The sequence below is a fragment of the Orbus sasakiae genome (assembly GCF_039542345.1).
In the GTDB taxonomy this organism is placed as follows: Bacteria; Pseudomonadota; Gammaproteobacteria; order Enterobacterales; family Orbaceae; genus Orbus; species Orbus sasakiae.
The window spans coordinates 981,929-999,491 of the sequence record NZ_BAABHY010000001.1; the positions used below are offsets into that span (position 1 = coordinate 981,929).

Here is a 17,563-nt window from a genome sequence, read left to right on the forward strand (position 1 = left end):
TTTAAGATGATGACATGAAAGTCAAAGAAAACGTTATCTTAATATTATGATTATCCAATTCGTGACAAATTAACTGCACTCTATTATATTACACCACTCATATTGTTAGAGGTTCTAACCGTGGTTCGTAACCCATCCCACGTAAAAAAACTAGGAGAGAAAATGTTTAAAATTGCTAAAGAGTTCCAATTTGACGCCTGTCATATGCTAGATGGTCATAATAAAAAATGTCACAATTTACATGGTCATACTTACCGTTTATTAGTCGAAATCAGTGGTGAATTAATTAATGAGGGTTCAAGTTCAGCAATGGTTATGGATTATGCTGATTTAAAAACCATCGTTAAACAACATATTGTTGATCCTTTTGATCATGCTTTTTTGTACCATCAACATAACGTTAATGAACATCGTATTGCCGAGCTATTATTGCAAATGGATCGCAAAGTCTATGCATTTCCTTGTCGTACAACAGCAGAGGGCATGAGTCAATATATCTTTGATCTCCTTGCAAACTATTTACCCATTTCGATGGTTAAGCTGTGGGAAACGCCAACATCTTATTGCGAATACTCAAGGAGTAAATCATGACTGAGTATCGCATTGTAGAAATTTTCGAATCATTGCAAGGGGAAGGTTATAACACCGGAATGCCAGCAATCTTTATCCGTTTTGCCGGGTGTAACTTAAACTGTCGTTGGTGTGACACTAACTTTAGACGTTATACTCCTTTTACACTACAGCAAATTTTATTGCATATTCAACGCTATAAGAGTAAAAATATTATCATTACCGGTGGAGAACCGACATTTGTTAAAGCATTACCATTACTACTCGAACAGCTGAAAATTGCGGGTTATTATATTGCGATTGAAACCAATGGGCTTGCTCAAGTCGATGAACATATCGATTATATTGCGATGAGCCCGAAATTTTGTTACCAAACGCGTTATCAAGAAATAAAACAAGCCAAAGCAGATGAGGTTCGGATTGTGGTTGAAGATCATCCTGAATTAATCGATTTTTGTCACTATATTGAACAGCACATTAAGGCCAAACGTTATTTTGTTTCACCTTGCGAACAAAATGGTAGCTTTAATATGCTACAAACCATTGAATTACTAGGGCAACTTAATCAAAAGCGGGTTGATAATAAATGGTTACTTAGCATACAAACCCATAAACTGGCCAATATTGAATAACAAACCTTTTATTTCAAGCCATCAAAAATAGGTGATAAGCGCCACTATTTTTGGTGAATAATGAGTGAAATGATCAGTTTGGTAAAAAATAATCTTATCTACAATCGATAATAAAAAGTATGCTAAGATTAATCTAATTTGACATAAATACGCTGTTTTACATAATCATTATTTTGAAAGTAGGGGGCAGTCATGAATATTCCGCAAAGAAAACTTGGTCATAGTGATTTAACGGTATCAGCTTTAGGCTTAGGTTGTATGGGGATGAGCTGGTCATATGGACAAGCCAAAGATCGATCCGAGATGATTGCGCTTTTGAGAAATGCCGTTGAAGCTGGCGTCACCTTTTTTGATACAGCTGAAGTTTATGGTCCATATACCAATGAAGACTTACTTGGTGAAGCGCTAGAACCATTTAAACATAACGTTGTAATTGCCACGAAATTTGGTTGGGCTCCTAATGTTGGTGATACAACGCGATGGAGCAAACTCAATAGTCGACCAGAACATATTAAAACCGCTATTGAAGGATCATTAAAACGATTACGTGTTGAAGCAATTGATCTTTACTACCAGCACCGTGTTGATCCTAATGTTCCGATTGAAGATGTAGCCGGTGCGGTACAAGATCTCATTAAAGCAGGTAAAGTGAAGTATTTTGGTTTATCTGAAGCCAGTGCTGATACGATACGTAAGGCACATGCAGTGCAGCCAGTTACAGCACTACAAAGCGAATATTCATTATGGTGGCGTCAACCCGAGGATGATATTTTACCTGTTTTAGAAGAACTTAATATTGGTTTTGTTCCTTTTAGTCCATTAGGTAAAGGGTTTTTAACGGGCAAAGTTGATGCAACAACTCAATATGGTGATGATGACTTTAGAAGTACTGTGCCACGTTTCAATATTGAAAATAGAGCGGCTAATTTAAAGTTAGTCGAAATCATTAAGCAGTTTGCAGACCAAAAACAGCTTGCAGTTGGTCAAATTGCATTAGCATGGCTACTGGCTAAGAAACCCTGGATAGTGCCAATTCCAGGTACCACCAAACTAGCCCGTTTAAATGAAAACCTAGCCAGCGTCAACGTAAAACTGACACCATATGAGATTGAAACGCTCGAAAAAGCTTCTGAACAAATAAAATTATTAGGTAACCGTTATCCTGACGCACAACAAAAATTAGTAGGGCGCTAAAAAATAAAATGATTGAGGATTAGTGCGATGAAAATGCATAAGTCAATTTAGAGTTTTGCGGCTTAAAAGTATTGTAATATCAGGCATGATAAGTATATACTCGAGCCTCGGTAAGGCTATATTAAACACATTATAACGTCGATATAATGTGTTTAATATAGCCTTTAATATAAATAATACGATTATAATAAGATGAGATTTAAGTCCTATGAGGTTGGATTTAACAAAGCATGCAGAACAAATTGGTATTTTACCGCGCTTTCAATTGGCAAAAAAACGCTTACCAAGTCTATTATTAATAACACGTGTTTGTGTATATGCCGCTGTAATATTGAGTTTATTAGCTATTTTTATACGTGTATTTAATGCATCTTCTCTTTGGATACCGTTATTGTGTAATAATTCAGCGGTCTTGCTATTATTAGCGATGGTGACTAAATTAGCATACCATTTAGATATATGGCGAGTGCAAGCTATTGATAAAACAGAAAATGATAAACATGATAAACATGATAAACATGATAAACATGATAAACATGATAAAAATATTAATAAGTCATCCACGTTTTCAAATCAAATTCAACAGTCAAAATTTAATTCGTTATATTCCATAAAAACTAATATTTTCTATTTAATTAAAACTGACGTGCCTTTAGTGATCGGTTTATCATCATTAATATTGTGTATTCTCTATTGGGGATGGGATTTTTATCTACCCGCAGCATCATCTGGTAAACTCAATTATGCTGCTGCAGTGCTGTTTGTTATTACTGCTTTTAGTTTTTTGGTAATAGAAAGGTATCTGTTCTCATTACCAAAAAAGCAATGGCCAGAAGCATTCATGATTGGATTTGTCATTAGGATTGTGATCGCAGTACAACTGTTGACGGTCATTTCACTCATATCAATTGATTCTGATTCACTATGGCCGTTATGTTTATTGGTTATTATCGGATGTTTACCAGCTATTGTAACATTTGAATTAGTTATTCGATCAATCTTGTCTTTCTTTACCCCCAAAAGGGAAATGCTTGAACCCAAATTTTTAGGGAATAGCCTAATTGCAAGTATGTTAGATTGGCCTCCACAACCATTTAAACAAATACAATCTGAGTTACAATCTCACCTAGGTATCGATTTGCAGCAAGTTTGGGCATTTACGTTTTTAAGAAAAGCATTTTTACCAATATTTTGTTTAATGATATTTGTTGGTTGGTTATTAAGTGGTATTTCAGTTATTCCTCTTAATGAACGAGGTATATATGAGCGCTTTGGTGAGCCTGTAAAGGTTCTTAAATCGGGCTTACATCTTGGATTACCGTGGCCATTTGGACGCATTATTGCGGTTGAATATGGCATTATTCATGAAGTGTCCACGTCAAATGGTAATAAAACGAAAAATAATTTATTACCTGATAATGAAAATACGGATATTACGGGGTGGGGAACAACCGAAGGTAGAGCACCAGAAAGTGCTAATCGACTTTGGGATTCAACGCATCGTAATGAGAAATCTCAGATTATAGCAAGTCTTATCAACCAAAAGCAGAGCTTTCATATTTTAAACATGGATGTTCGAGTTATCTATCGTATTGGTTTTAACGATCAAGATGCATTGAATTCAATATATAACACTAATGATATTTCGACATTAGTCCAAAGTACTTTAGATCGAATTTTAGTTCATGAATTTGCATCAAGAACACTCGATGAAGCGCTTGTTGAACACCGTGATATTTTAACCTCTGACATTAAAATGCTTATGCAACATAATTTAGACCAATTAGTTAGTGGCGTTGAAGTTTTAGCCGTCGTTATTGAGGCAATTCACCCACCAGCAGGAGCGGCTAATGCTTATCATGCAGTACAAGCAGCGCAAATTACAACACAAGTGTTAATATCTAAAGAAAAAGCTAATGCAATACAAGATAAAAGTGATGCTTATATAAAAACAACAGAATTAACAAATTCAGCCACCGGATTTGCAAAAGAAACGTTAGCACAAGCAGAAGCAGATTCAATAAGATTCAATACAGAAAAATTAGCTTGGCTCAACACAAATCAAGCTTTTTTACTTGAATACTATCTATCTCAATTAAGTCTAGCATTATCAACAAACTCATCGCCACTACTTATCATCGATCATCGTTTAGATGCAGATAATATGCCAACAATTGATTGGCGAAATTATATAACACCAGATAATGTTAAAATAAAAGCAACAAATACAGGGGATTAAATTTTGATCACTTCTTCGGACACACACCAATGTCAAGCAAATCACCTAAACTGTAAAGAACAGCAAAAACAGGGTGAAATGAATATGAAAAAAAATACTAAAATAAAGCGTATAATCTTCGCGCTCATTATTATTTTGTTTGCCATCGCTACTGCTTGTTTAGTACAGGTTAGGTCAGGACAGGCTATCGTCATAACACGTTTTGGCGATCCGACTCGAGTATTAATTACACCAGGTTTAAACTGGCGTTTACCAATCCCTTTTGAATCCACTACAGCAATAGATTTAAGATTACGAACGACATCAAGTGGCTTACATGATGTAGGAACAAAAGATGGATTACGAATCATCATGCAAGCTTATATTATTTGGCAAGTCGAACCAAATACAGAAAGTATTCTGCAATTTTTAAGAGCAATACCAGGCAATTTTGATGAAGAAGTAACAAAACAGATCCGTACTTTTGCTGGCTCTGCGTTAGAAACAACAGCTAGTGGTTATAAGCTTGAAAATTTAGTTAATACGAATATTAATGATATACAACTTATTGATTTTGAATCTCATTTGCAAAAACAATTAGAGCAATCCTTACTCAAAACATATGGGATAAAAATAGTTAAAGTTGGTATTGAACGTTTAACGTTACCATCTGTCACATTGAATGCTACCGTTGAACGAATGAAAGCGGAAAGAGAAACAATTGCAACAGAAAGAACCGCCGAAGGCAAACAACAAGCTGCTGAAATCCGTTCTCAGGCTGAAAAAGAAGCTCGCATTATGGTTGCAGACGCAAATATTAAAGCTGCTGAAATTAATGCCCAATCAATAGCTAAAGCAGCTGCCATTTATGGCGATGCTTATGCAAAATCGCCAGAACTTTATACTTTTTTAAGATCGTTAGATACATTAAATAACGTTATTAATACTAACACACGAATTATATTACGTACTGATTCCGCGCCATTTAAAGTGCTTATTGATGGTCCATCAACGTTATTCATTCCATCCAAGAATAATCAAGGCGGAGAAAATGAATAAACCGCCAAAAATGTTAAGTCATTGGCAACAAGCTAGTCAAATTGCTTTCCTTGTACTCTATCTTATTGTGATTTTAACTGCGATCAGCTGGGCTACATCTAACATAAAAAAAATTGCACCAGATAGTCGAGCTGTCGTATTTCGGATGGGGGAAATGGTGCATATACAAAACTCAGGATTATTATTTGCTTGGCCTCAGCCCTTTGAACAAGTTGTTATTATTCCGTCCATAGAACAAACAATAAAATGGCGAAGCCAAGCTTTATTACGCACAGAACGAGCAAAAAAAGCAGATATGATAAATAGCACCCTTAATGATGCCTTAGCTGGTTCGGGTTATTTATTAACCGGCGACTCAGGGATTGTTCAATTAGACTTAAGTGTTTTTTACAATATAACTGAACCCTATGATTTTGTGTTACAAGGTGACCATGTTATGCCTGCTTTAGATCGTCTTGTTCAACAAAGTGCTATGGCAGTTTGTGCAGAAAGAGATATTGATGAAATTCTAGTGGCTAGGCCTGAATTAATGAACAGTAATACTATTGTAACTAGCCGAGAGCAATTGCGCTTAGACATTCAAAATAAAATAAATAACAATTTAATTGATTTAAAGCAAAAACAAGCTGGATTAGGCATTTCAATCGTCAGGGTTGACGTTCAATCATCGCTACCAAATAAAGCAATGAGCGCTTTTAATTCTGTATTAACAGCAAGCCAACAAGCTGCTAAAGAGATAGCTTCGGCACAAAATGATGCAGCTCAGACCTTACAACAAGCCACACAATCGGTCGAATATATTTTACAAGTAGCTCAAGCTAAAGCATCTGAACGATTAGCTAAAGCTCGGACTGACACAGCAGTTATAACAACTTTAATTAGCAATAATAAGTATGCTATGAATACAAATTCATTACTAAATATCTATCATGAAAAAATCGCATCTGTATTGCGTAGCGCAAAAACAGTAGATATGATTAATGAAAATGATGCTGGTCATTTAATTATTGAAGGTGCTAAATAGATGACTAAAAATGAACGGTATCATCAGGATTGTGGTCATAACCATATTCCATTTAATGGCAATATGCTTACACCTGAAGAACAGCGAAAAGCATCTAAACAACTTACCTTAGCTATGCTAGCTATAGGGCTTTTGGCACTAGGCTTATTTTGGCGTTGGTTTATTCCACAAGGGGAATATATTGCACAAATACTGTGTGGTGTTTCATCTTTAATCGTTGCTTATCCTGTTTTTTCATCGGCGTATAAGAGCCTTTATCGTCAGACATTACATGGTGTTACCGACCAATTAATTGCCCTTGCGATGTTAGGGGCTTGGGCTGTTGGTGATTTAATCACAGCAGCATTATTGCCTATTATCATGATTTTTGGCCATATTCTAGAGGAAAGAAGTATGGTCGGATCACAGCAAGCTATTGCAGCGTTAAGTAAATTGACACACAGCAAAGCACGTCTTATTAATGATGATGGGAATATTGTTTTAATTGATAATGATCGATTAGCTGTTGGCGATCGTGTTGAAGTTAGAGCTGGGGATAAAATCCCAGCAGATGGTCGAATTATAAAAGGGCAAGCCAGTTTAGACACTGCTTCAATTACGGGTGAGTCTATACCGCTTGATGTCACTGTAGGAATGGATGTATTTGGTGGTGCAATTAATCTTGATGGTTTTTTGCAGATACAAATCATACGACCAAGCGGAGAGTCAACATTAGGTAAGATTATCCAATTAATGCAACAAGCTGAACGGGCTAAACCACCGATTACAAGATTATTAGAACGTTATATTGGTAGCTATATTGTATTAGTTATCCTTGTCGCTGCAATCACGTGGTTTATCACTAATGATCCGCAAGCCATGTTATCTGTCTTAGTTGCTGCATGCCCATGCGCTTTGGTATTGTCAGCGCCAGCAACAGCTATTGCAGGCATAACTGTTGCTGCAAGACATGGTATTTTAATTCGTAGCTCAGCTTTTTTAGAAGAGGTTGCTGATATTAATTCCCTGATTATTGATAAGACAGGGACCTTGACGCAAGGTAGTCTGCATTTGCAACAAATACAGTTTATGACTGGCATCAATGAAACGCTAATAACATGTTTAGCTGCATCCCTTGGTGCTACCAGCAACCACCCTGTCAGTAAAGCATTATCAAGTCTCTGCCAATATAACCAATATTACCCATTGACTAATATCACTGAAAAACAAGGGTTAGGCGTTATTGCAGAATGTGAATATGGGCTTATTGTACTTGGTCGTGTTGAATTATTTCAACAGCTCGATATCATTTTACCTAATATACCAGAACATGATGGACCAATTACAGGTTTTGCATTAGCGGGACAATTTCAAGGCTGGTTTTTGCTGGCTGATAATTTACGCCCAGAAACATTAACAGCATTATCTCAGTTACGTGATTTAGGTTTAACAAGGCAATTATTATTAACTGGCGATCGGCAAAATGTTGCGGAACGTATCGCTCATGACGTTGGCATTCAAAATGTGATTGCTCAAGCGTTACCAGAAGATAAATTAAAATGTGTTAATAATGAAATTAACAATGGATTTCGACCAATGGTCGTTGGCGATGGTATTAATGATTCATTAGCCTTAAAAGCTGGCGTTGTCGGTGTTGCTATGGGAGTTGGTGGCTCAGATATTACAATATCATCTGCGGATATTGTATTAATCGGTAGTGATTTAAGATGTCTTGCGACATGTATCCGTTTAAGTCGTCATTGTCGAAGAATATTACAGTTTAACGTGATTATTAGTTTAATTTGGACACTTGCTATTGTTATCGCAGCTGCGTTTGGCTTACTTGGTATGGCTGGTGCGATGATAGCTGCAATCTTACATAATATCAGTACTATACTTGTATTAGGCAATGCGGCGAGATTGTTACAATTTGATGATCAACATGAACAATAGCCCCCATTTTGATAATGGGAATAGACAGGACGCAAATTTTATCTAAACCATACTTGATAAGGGATAAAATGCGTGCTGTCGAGTTTATGGAATTAAAAAAAACAGCATAGATAGCAATACTGCTCAAGTGTACTAGCTCAAGCAAGTATAAACAATGCATCATAGTTTTTTTAGCATGTAAATATCACAACTATTATGTCCTGTGTTACCTAATTTAGGCGTATATTGAAAGTCAAATGCTTCATATAGTTTTACGGCATCTTTCAATTCATTGAGGGTTTCTAAATAACAAAAGGTATATTTCATTGATTTAGCTTGTGACAATATATGAGCTAACATACGTCTACCTAACCCCATCCCTTTAACCTGACTACTAAAAAATAATTTTTGCAGTTCACAGGTATCATTCACACCAAATAGTGGCGCTAACCCTGCGCCGCCGATTATTTTGCCATCAAGTTCAGCCACCCAATAACTGGCACCTGATTTTTGATAGGCTTGGCTCAATTGATCTAGTTCAGGGTCATGTAAGCTTACGCCATCTAAATGATCAATTTTATTTTCACAAAAGCTGTTACGAATGAGCTTGGCCATTGCAGCATTATCTTGCGCAGTAATGTGTCTGATCGTGAGATTCGCATCACGTTGAAGGCGTGCATTACGTAACCCTATTGAAAGTTGTTTAATTGATTTTAAAAAAAAGGCTATCTCATGATCAGATGATGACGATAAAGCATCTTCTGTAAATCTATCTGCATTATGTTCTATCGTATCAAGTATTTGTTTACCGATATCACTAAGCCTAAATGTGGACGCTCGACCATCAAATTTATCCTGTTCCCTCAGCAAATAGTGAGCTTCAATTAAACTTCGTATCGTACGACTAATGCTGGCTTTATCTACACAAAGTTTATCTGATAATTCAATGACACCACAAGGTTTTGCTTCTAGCTCAATTAGGATATGGCTTTGCAATGGGGAAAGCTCTGTACCGCTACTTTTGCGACTTAACATTCCCAGTTCTCTTACCATTTCCCGTAATGCGGCTCTAAATTGCCGTATTTCAATTTTATTCATCATATATCTCAACTAAACAATAAAGATAGTTGATAATGTTAACTACTTTTATTGAGCTTAGCAATTAAAATATATTGATTATTATATAAATACACATGACAGGTAATAAATAATAATTAAATAGATCAAACTTTATCTTCGTTTTTCCATCTAAGTAATTCGATTAATCCCAACATTGCTGGTGTTTTATGTTTGTTTTTAGCGTAATAGAGATGCATTGGTGGATAAGTAATATTCATATCAGTAAAAAATTCAATCAACTGACCAGATGCGATCTCTTTTTCAACTGTCGTTCGGGGTAACCAAGCAATACCTAGTCCATCTTGCACCGCCTGTTTAACTAATACTAAAGCGTTAAAGACAACACTTTCACGTACACGAATTTTAGTTAACTGTTTTTTTTCAATAAATTCCCATTCACTTAAGCGGTATTCAGGATTGAATGAATTTACGATACAACGATGATACATTAATTCTTTTAATGTTTTTGGCATCCCGAATTGATTAATATAACGAGGTGCAGCAACAACTGTCATCGTATTTTCTTTTGATATTCTTACCGCAACCATGTCTTGTGCGACATCTTGCCCTGAACGCACGCCAAAATCGAAACGTTCAGCAACAATATCACAGTAGCGATTATTAATAAAAACTTCCAGTTCCAGCTCAGGGTTTTCCACTAAAAAATGATTAATTTTAGGATAGATTAATTCAAATGCTGGCCGCTCAGGGGTGTTAATCCGAATTTTACCACTCATCTTATCCGTATAATCTGATAAAGCATGCAGCTCTTGTTGAATAATATTAAACATTGGTGCCGTTCGCTCTAACAACTGCTGACCCGCTTCTGTGGTTGATACTGAGCGAGTAGTACGATTTAATAATTTAACTTTTAAACGTTTTTCTAAATCATTCATACGATGGCTTAAAGCTGATGGCTGCACATTTAAGGCCATTGCTGCCTGAGTAAAACTCCCTAATTTGGCTACCTGCACGAAAGCGTACAAATCATTAAATTGTTTACTATCATTCATTATCAATCTCATTATTGATTTTTTTTCACAAGAGTATTGTTATTACACCATATTATCACATTAATAAGACTTAGTTATACTTCCGTCATTCAACCATTATTAAACTATTTTTTGAGGCAAAAATGAAAATCGTTAAAACCACCTTATTAGCAACACTATTGAGTATCACCTTAGGAGGTAGCGCTATGGCTGCAGATTACAGAAATAATCCTTTCACATTGACGTACGATAATGCACTAACTGAAAATGTTAAAGGTATGGTCAATATTCATCCAGTTAAATATACCCAAAAAGAGACGGGTATTGAGGTTGTTGCTAACGTTTATACGCCAGCAAATTATGATGCAGGTAAAAAATATCCCGTTATTGTTGTTGCGCACCCTAATGGAGGTGTTAAGGAGCAAGTGGCTGGATTGTATGCGCAAAATTTGGCAGAACAAGGGTATATTACTATTGCATTTGATGCAGCATACCAAGGGGGGAGTAGTGGCGTGCCTCGTTATACTGACAAACCACAAAATAGGATTGAAGATATTCGTGCTGCAGCAGATTTTATTACTCAGTACCCAGGCGCTGATGCAGACCAATTAGGATTACTCGGTATTTGTGGCGGTGGTGGCTATTCAATTAAAGCTGCTGAAACAGATAAGCGTTTTAAAACGATTGCAACGATCAGTTTATTCAATTCAGGAAAAGTTAGACGAAATGGCTTTATGGACAGCCAAAAAGAAACCATTGAGCAACGTTTAGCGGATATTGCAAAAGTCAGAGCAATGGAAGCAAAAAATGGCGAGATACAATATACCCCTTCATTTGGACAAAACATGACGAAAGCACAAGTTGACGCTATGCCATTTGAATTATACCGTCAAGGTTATGAGTATTATGCCCAAACTCATGCTCACCCTAATTCACAAACCAATAGTACTATTGATAGTTTACAAGATTTAATGGAATTTGATGCCAATACGAATGTTGATTTAATCAATCAACCTTTATTAATGATTGCAGGTGAAAAAGCTGATTCACTGTATATGACTGAAGAAATCTTTGCAAATGCAACGGGCACAAGTCATAAATCATTAGTCAAAATACCAAATGCCACACATATGGAGCTTTATTGGAAACAACCGTATGTAAAACAAATCACAGATAAATTGACACAGTTTTATGGTGAAAATTTAAAATCATTCATGTAAATAACACGCCACTACCGAGTCTATTCGCTGGTGGCGATTAGGTGAAAAAATAATGAATAAAATCAGTCATCGTTTGCTGTTATTGCCTTTAATGATTGTTTCATCATTCACAATGGCAGAGACCATAACGACGCAATATACTGCTAAAAATAGGCTTATTCTACAATCAGTAGATAACAACAATTTTACAGGTGACGCTTCATTTTCTCGTTTTCCTGCTATGCCAAGTAACGGCGATATTGCGCCAGCTATCGTTTATTTTAAACCCAATAGCTTTACCAATTGGCATTCTCATAGCCAAGGGCAATATTTAATTGTGACAGATGGAACAGGGCGTTTTCAAGAATGGGATAAACCGATTCAAATGATGACCAAAGGCGATGTGATATGGATTGCACCACATGTCAAACATTGGCATGGTGCAGGTGAATTTACCGCAATGACACATATTGCCATGAGCCCAGTTGATAATAATGAGGTTACGTGGTATGAAAAGGCCCAACCCAAAAAAACATCACAAGCTGTGCCGGTTAATAAAATATCTGAACGTCAATTTACGCGTAAACAATTAACCATTGTGCCATTAGCCATTGCCATTACACAAGGTGATTCATTAGCCGAAAAAACAGCAATTGAACAAGCGTTACATGCGGGCTTAACGGTCAATGAACTTAAAGAAGCTGTATCACATCAATTTTCTTATATTGGAGCACCAAAAACACTAAATGGCGTGATGATGCTAAAGTCAGTGCTTGAAGATCGTTTTAAACAAGGTGTTGTTGATCCTCAAGGCAATCTTGCAACAGAGTTAGGGCCTGTTGATTACTATCAACTGGGTGAACAAAAGTTGGCCGCATTAACCAATAGGGCAACGACATCGGCTATTTTTGATTTTGCCCCCGCGGTTGATTACGCCATCAAAGCACAACTCTTTGGGTATCAATTTAGCCGTGATAATTTAGGTGACATCGATCGAGAACTGGTAACCATCGGTAGCTTAATTGGGCTAGGTGACAGTGTCAATGCACAGTTGCGCTCTCATTTACTGTTATTAAAACAACTTGGGTTAACTGAAGAAGGTCTGCTTCAAATTGCTAGCGTGATTACCCCCGAGCAATCACAAAATTTACGTATGGTGTGGCACGGCATAACCCCATAGATGTACATAGAGATTACATGGAACAAATACAAAGTGTCCTAATCGTTGGGTTAACGGTGATATCGGCTCATTAGCCGTTGAACAGACTGTAAAACAAAGATTAGCGCCCATCAACATTGATGAAACACATAATAGGATAAATAAATGAAAAACAAGATACTTTATACTTTATTTGCATTAGCGTTTAGTTATACGCATCAAGCTATCGCAACTCCTTTAATGATTGAGCAGCAAGGTAGCTTTGCTGTTGGCGGCATAGTGAAGACGAGTGACGGTAACTATAACCCACGTCCAGATATGACTAAAGAAAATACAAACAATCGTTTTATGGATGTTTTTAACGCAAATATCCAAAATGGTGGGCAAACACTACATGGTGATCATGCAACGGTTTCCTATCAGATTCCAACGAATGCTAAAGCATTGCCATTAGTTTTTTTACATGGTGCAGGCCAATCAATGCGAAGTTGGCAAACAACACCTGATGGACGGGAGGGGTGGAATAATCTTTTTTTACGCAAAAATTATGCTGTCTATTTGGTTGATCAACCACGACGAGGTTGGTCAGGACGCTCAACGGTAGATAGTGTGATTTCAGCAACGCCAGATGATCAATTTTGGTTTGCACAATTTCGAATGGGTGAATACCCTAAATTTTTTGACGGCGTTGCTTTTCCAAAAGATGCCGCTAGTTTAAATCAATTTTTTAGACAGATGACTCCAAATACCGGTCCGTTTGATGAGGGGGTGATTTCTGATAGTCTTAAAGCGTTATTCGATCGTATTGGTAATGGTATTTTGATCACGCATTCTCAAGGGGGAAGTGTAGGTTGGCTGACGGCAATTAAAGCACCGGAAAAAGTCAAAGCAATTGTTGCTATTGAACCCGGTAATTTTCCATTCCCGGAAGGTGAGGTTCCTGACACGATTGAAAGTGCATTTGGTGACATAACACCAAATCAAGTTAATAAAATGGATTTTAATAAATTAACGCATATACCAATTATCATCTATTTTGGTGACAATATTTCTGATAGGCCATCTAATATTCAAGGAGAAGATCAGTGGCGTATTCGTTTAGCGTTAGCTAAGCAATGGGCTGATATTGTCAATAAACATGGCGGAGATGTACAAGTTATACATTTACCCGAAGTTGGAATTAAAGGTAATACGCATTTTATTATGCAAGATTTAAATAATGACAAAGTAGCAGCGCATTTATCAAACTGGTTAAAAGTAAAAGAGCTTAATAAATAACGTGGTCATTTGAACATAAATTTTTATTATTCTATTCAGCTATGCAATCACTTATTTTAGCTGAATAGATTGTAATATTTAAAACCAAAATATTTTAAGTATCATAAATTATCAAACATTTCTGTATTAATAACTTCAGACTAATTCTGTATTCGTTTTATCGGTATTATCATAAAGCGATGAAGTCATTATCATAGCTGACTATGATTACGTGTTTGGTACTGCTGTCAAAAGTGTCATGTTTTTATTCGTGAATAAAATTCACTATTCTATAAATTAACCCCTAATTTATCCTTTTAAATAAACACTATATAGTAAGTTTAATTTGAATCTAACCAAAAATAAGTTGAGAAAATATGCATATTTTTATCTCTATAATCAAATGGGCTATCATTATTTTTATTATATTAAGTATTGGCGTCTATCTTTTTCTACATTTCCATCCAGTATTTGGTGGATCTCCTGATGAACAAAGTTTAACGAGAATACATCAATCGAAAGCGTTTGATGGTCAGCAGTTTAATAATATCGAACCCACAGTAAAACTGACTTCCGATGAAGACGGTTCTTTATTAAAATGGATCGGGTCATATTTTACCCCTCCTAAAGGTAAAAACCCGAATCAACCATTGCCAACCTTGATGCTAGAACCATCAACATTAATTAACAATGATTTCGTTTGGTTTGGTCACTCAACGGTACTATTTAAAACGGAAAATAAAATATTTATTACAGATCCTGTTTTTTACAACGCCTCACCAGTGCCATTTACAGGTAACGCGTTTAATATGACTCATAAGCCAACTATCGATGAACTTCCTCAAATAGATGCAGTGTTAATTTCGCACGATCACTATGATCATTTAGATTACAAAGCAATACAAAAGCTAGATAAAAAAACCGAATTATTTGTTGCACCACTCGGCGTAAAAGGGCACTTACAACACTGGGGGATAGAAAATCAAAAAATTGTTGAACTCGATTGGGATGAACACATTCATATTGATAATGTGACATTGACATTTGTACCTGCAAGGCATTTTAGCGGACGACGTTTGAATCAAGATAACCCAACGCTTTGGGGTGGGTACGTTGTTAAATCCCCAGATTTATCTCTCTATTTTAGCGCTGATAGCGGTTATGGTACACATTATGCTGAGCGAATTAAAAAATATGGCCCATTTGACTTTGCAATGATAGAAAATGGTGCATATGATAAAGATTGGGCATCGATACATGAATTTCCAGAACAAACTTTGCAAGCAATAAACGATATTGGTGTTCATAAAATACTCCCGATTCATTGGGGTAAATTTGATTTAGCCAATCATAGTTGGAAAGAACCCATTGAACGTTTACTTGAAATCGTGAAACCATACAATGACATTAGCCTAGCAACACCTAAAATAGGTCAAGTTTTCAACATTAAAAAACCGTTACCTAACGAGTTATGGTGGCGGCAAGTTAACTAAATAATTGACGGTATGTTATTTAATTAAATGATCGAAGGTTTTATTGTTTTACTGAATTAGTCGTGTATTTTTTTATTTAATTCAACAACTAAGTAAAAATTTTGCGACAACAAGGGGAAATATTAAAAAGATAACTTATTTCTGCCTATTGAAGAGTTATCATCTTAAATAGTGTGATTTTAATGTGTAAAATCAATGTCAAAAATGATTTTTATTTGTGGGGGCATGTTATGATATTTTTATTATTATAACAGGAATAAACAAATGAATATTGATTTTAAAAAATTGTCAGGATTTGGCATCGTATTGACATTTTTAGTTTCATGTCAACCTGATAACAAAAAAAATATAAACGCCATAGCAACAGACACGTCACAACAACAAGTAACACCATGGGACACTAGTTATGGAGGAGCTGATAAATCTTACGATTTAGCCCTTTTAGCACTACGTGATGAAGTTGCACCAAAGTTCAAAAAACTTGTTTATAAAGATGAGGTTACCGGTCGTGAAATGAATTATAATCTCTATATTCCAAAGAATTATGATCAAAACAAACACTATCCTTTAGTACAATTCATTGCCGATGCGAGTACAGTTGGTAAAGGAATTGAAGCACCATTAAAACAAGGTTATGGTGGCATTATCTGGGCAACTGATGAGAGCCAAGCACAAAATCCAAGTTTTGTATTAGTGCCATCATTCGAAGGTCCACAGTGGCCTGTTAATGATGATTGGCAGACAAGTGAGGAAGTCGAAATCGCTTATCGCTTGCTCAATAATATCATTAATACCTATTCTATAGACCAAGATCGCATTTATACCACAGGTCAATCAATGGGGGGGATGATCTCATTTTATTTGAACGCTACGCATCCCAATCTTTTCGCTGCTTCCATTTTTGTTGGAAGCCAATGGGATATTAATGTATTAAGCCCGCTTACTGATGCGACATTTTTTTATATCGTTTCGGCTGGTGATGAAAAAGCGTCTAAAGGGATGCAACAAGTCGGTAAAATGTTGAGTCAACATGGCATCATATATGGTTTAACCTCATTTTCAGCTCGATTGCCCCAACTTGAGCAAGATCAAAAAGTTGAGACCTTAATTAATCAAGGTTATCACATTAATTTTGTTCAATTCGATAAGGGTACCGTCATTCCGGAAGGAACAGACCTAAAAAACGGTGCGGAACATATGTATTCATTTGATTATGCTTATAAATTAAGTAGCGTTCGTGATTGGTTATTTAAACAGAAGAAAAGTTAATTACACCGTTAAGCTTAAGTTTTATTTTCAGCTTATTTGTTTATAAAATTAAAAAATGAATGAAAGCCTGCTTCATACGGTGTAAATGGATGTTAGCCGTTTTTAACGATTGCTAACATATGGGTGCAAATGAGTGTCGACAGTAATTGCATTTTTAAAGGTTTAAAAAAGAGTTGACTACTTTCTGTCGTATTTAATCAGCTTATCTAAGCGCCTATCGATAACCTGTTCTGTTGAGGCTGAAAATAAAGGTTTTATTGACTTTGGTTGAGCTTGATAGAATAGGTGATGGTGCCTGAGGTCGGGCTCAATGAGGCGGATTTATACTATATAATTCAATTAGATAGGTTTAATTGAATTGGTTTTTTACTCGCATTTTTACCCTCATTCAAAATAGCATTTAAAAAATGTAATGTTTGTTTGAATATATCTGTTATCAATGCAAGTACAAATAAAATTTTGTGATT

General features: G+C 36.0%; 14 protein-coding genes and 1 riboswitch. Of the genes, 12 read left to right on the plus strand and 2 right to left on the minus strand.

Annotated features, from left to right (window positions below):
• The first annotated feature begins 114 nt into the window (after positions 1-114).
• Positions 115-160, plus strand: a riboswitch (PreQ1 riboswitch).
• A gap of 2 nt (positions 161-162) precedes the next feature.
• The 7 genes from queD (at position 163) to ABEA36_RS04340 (ending at position 8,629) form a co-directional block, all read left to right on the plus strand.
• Entirely contained in the window at positions 163-591 is a 429-nt protein-coding gene (gene queD / locus ABEA36_RS04310) for a 6-carboxytetrahydropterin synthase QueD (protein WP_345489169.1), read from the plus strand.
• Positions 588-1,202, plus strand: a complete 615-nt coding sequence (locus ABEA36_RS04315) for a 7-carboxy-7-deazaguanine synthase QueE (protein WP_345489171.1) — start codon at positions 588-590, stop codon at positions 1,200-1,202. Before queD ends, ABEA36_RS04315 begins: the two co-directional genes overlap by 4 nt.
• 198 nt (positions 1,203-1,400) lie before the next feature.
• The gene (locus ABEA36_RS04320; protein WP_345490859.1) at positions 1,401-2,396 is read left to right on the plus strand and encodes an aldo/keto reductase; all 996 of its coding nucleotides are present in this window, start codon (positions 1,401-1,403) and stop codon (positions 2,394-2,396) included.
• A 208-nt stretch (positions 2,397-2,604) separates the two neighbouring features.
• Positions 2,605-4,635, plus strand: a complete 2,031-nt coding sequence (hflK, locus tag ABEA36_RS04325; protein ID WP_345489173.1) for a protease modulator HflK — start codon at positions 2,605-2,607, stop codon at positions 4,633-4,635.
• Between the two features lie 84 nt (positions 4,636-4,719).
• Complete coding sequence (hflC, locus tag ABEA36_RS04330; protein ID WP_345489175.1) at positions 4,720-5,673, plus strand: protease modulator HflC; 954 nt, start codon at positions 4,720-4,722, stop codon at positions 5,671-5,673.
• Positions 5,666-6,697 carry an SPFH domain-containing protein gene (locus ABEA36_RS04335; RefSeq protein ID WP_345489177.1) on the plus strand — a complete coding sequence of 344 codons (1,032 nt, stop codon included), beginning with the start codon at positions 5,666-5,668 and terminating at the stop codon, positions 6,695-6,697. Before hflC ends, ABEA36_RS04335 begins: the two co-directional genes overlap by 8 nt.
• Complete coding sequence (locus tag ABEA36_RS04340; RefSeq protein WP_345489179.1) at positions 6,698-8,629, plus strand: heavy metal translocating P-type ATPase; 1,932 nt, start codon at positions 6,698-6,700, stop codon at positions 8,627-8,629. It abuts the gene before it with no gap.
• A 159-nt stretch (positions 8,630-8,788) separates the two neighbouring features.
• Here the strand turns inward: ABEA36_RS04340 and ABEA36_RS04345 are convergent, their stop codons facing one another.
• Positions 8,789-9,706: a bifunctional helix-turn-helix transcriptional regulator/GNAT family N-acetyltransferase gene (locus ABEA36_RS04345; protein ID WP_345489181.1), complete on the minus strand. Its 918-nt coding sequence runs from the start codon at positions 9,704-9,706 to the stop codon at positions 8,789-8,791.
• Positions 9,707-9,831: 125 nt separating this feature from the next.
• On the minus strand, positions 9,832-10,740 hold the full coding sequence (locus ABEA36_RS04350; protein ID WP_345489183.1) for a LysR family transcriptional regulator: 909 nt from the start codon (positions 10,738-10,740) through the stop codon (positions 9,832-9,834).
• A gap of 122 nt (positions 10,741-10,862) precedes the next feature.
• On the opposite strand from ABEA36_RS04350, the gene ABEA36_RS04355 reads away from it, so the two are divergent.
• The 5 genes from ABEA36_RS04355 (at position 10,863) to ABEA36_RS04375 (ending at position 17,096) form a co-directional block, all read left to right on the plus strand.
• Complete coding sequence (locus tag ABEA36_RS04355) at positions 10,863-11,939, plus strand: alpha/beta hydrolase (RefSeq protein ID WP_345489185.1); 1,077 nt, start codon at positions 10,863-10,865, stop codon at positions 11,937-11,939.
• Between the two features lie 52 nt (positions 11,940-11,991).
• Positions 11,992-13,098 (plus strand): cupin domain-containing protein, encoded by a 1,107-nt coding sequence (locus ABEA36_RS04360; protein ID WP_345489187.1) that lies wholly within the window; start codon positions 11,992-11,994, stop codon positions 13,096-13,098.
• Positions 13,099-13,242: 144 nt separating this feature from the next.
• Positions 13,243-14,355 (plus strand): alpha/beta hydrolase, encoded by a 1,113-nt coding sequence (locus ABEA36_RS04365; protein WP_345489189.1) that lies wholly within the window; start codon positions 13,243-13,245, stop codon positions 14,353-14,355.
• Positions 14,356-14,711: 356 nt separating this feature from the next.
• The gene (locus tag ABEA36_RS04370) at positions 14,712-15,827 is read left to right on the plus strand and encodes an MBL fold metallo-hydrolase (RefSeq protein WP_345489191.1); all 1,116 of its coding nucleotides are present in this window, start codon (positions 14,712-14,714) and stop codon (positions 15,825-15,827) included.
• Positions 15,828-16,091: 264 nt separating this feature from the next.
• Entirely contained in the window at positions 16,092-17,096 is a 1,005-nt protein-coding gene (locus ABEA36_RS04375; protein ID WP_345489193.1) for a carboxylesterase family protein, read from the plus strand.
• Positions 17,097-17,563 lie beyond the last annotated feature (467 nt).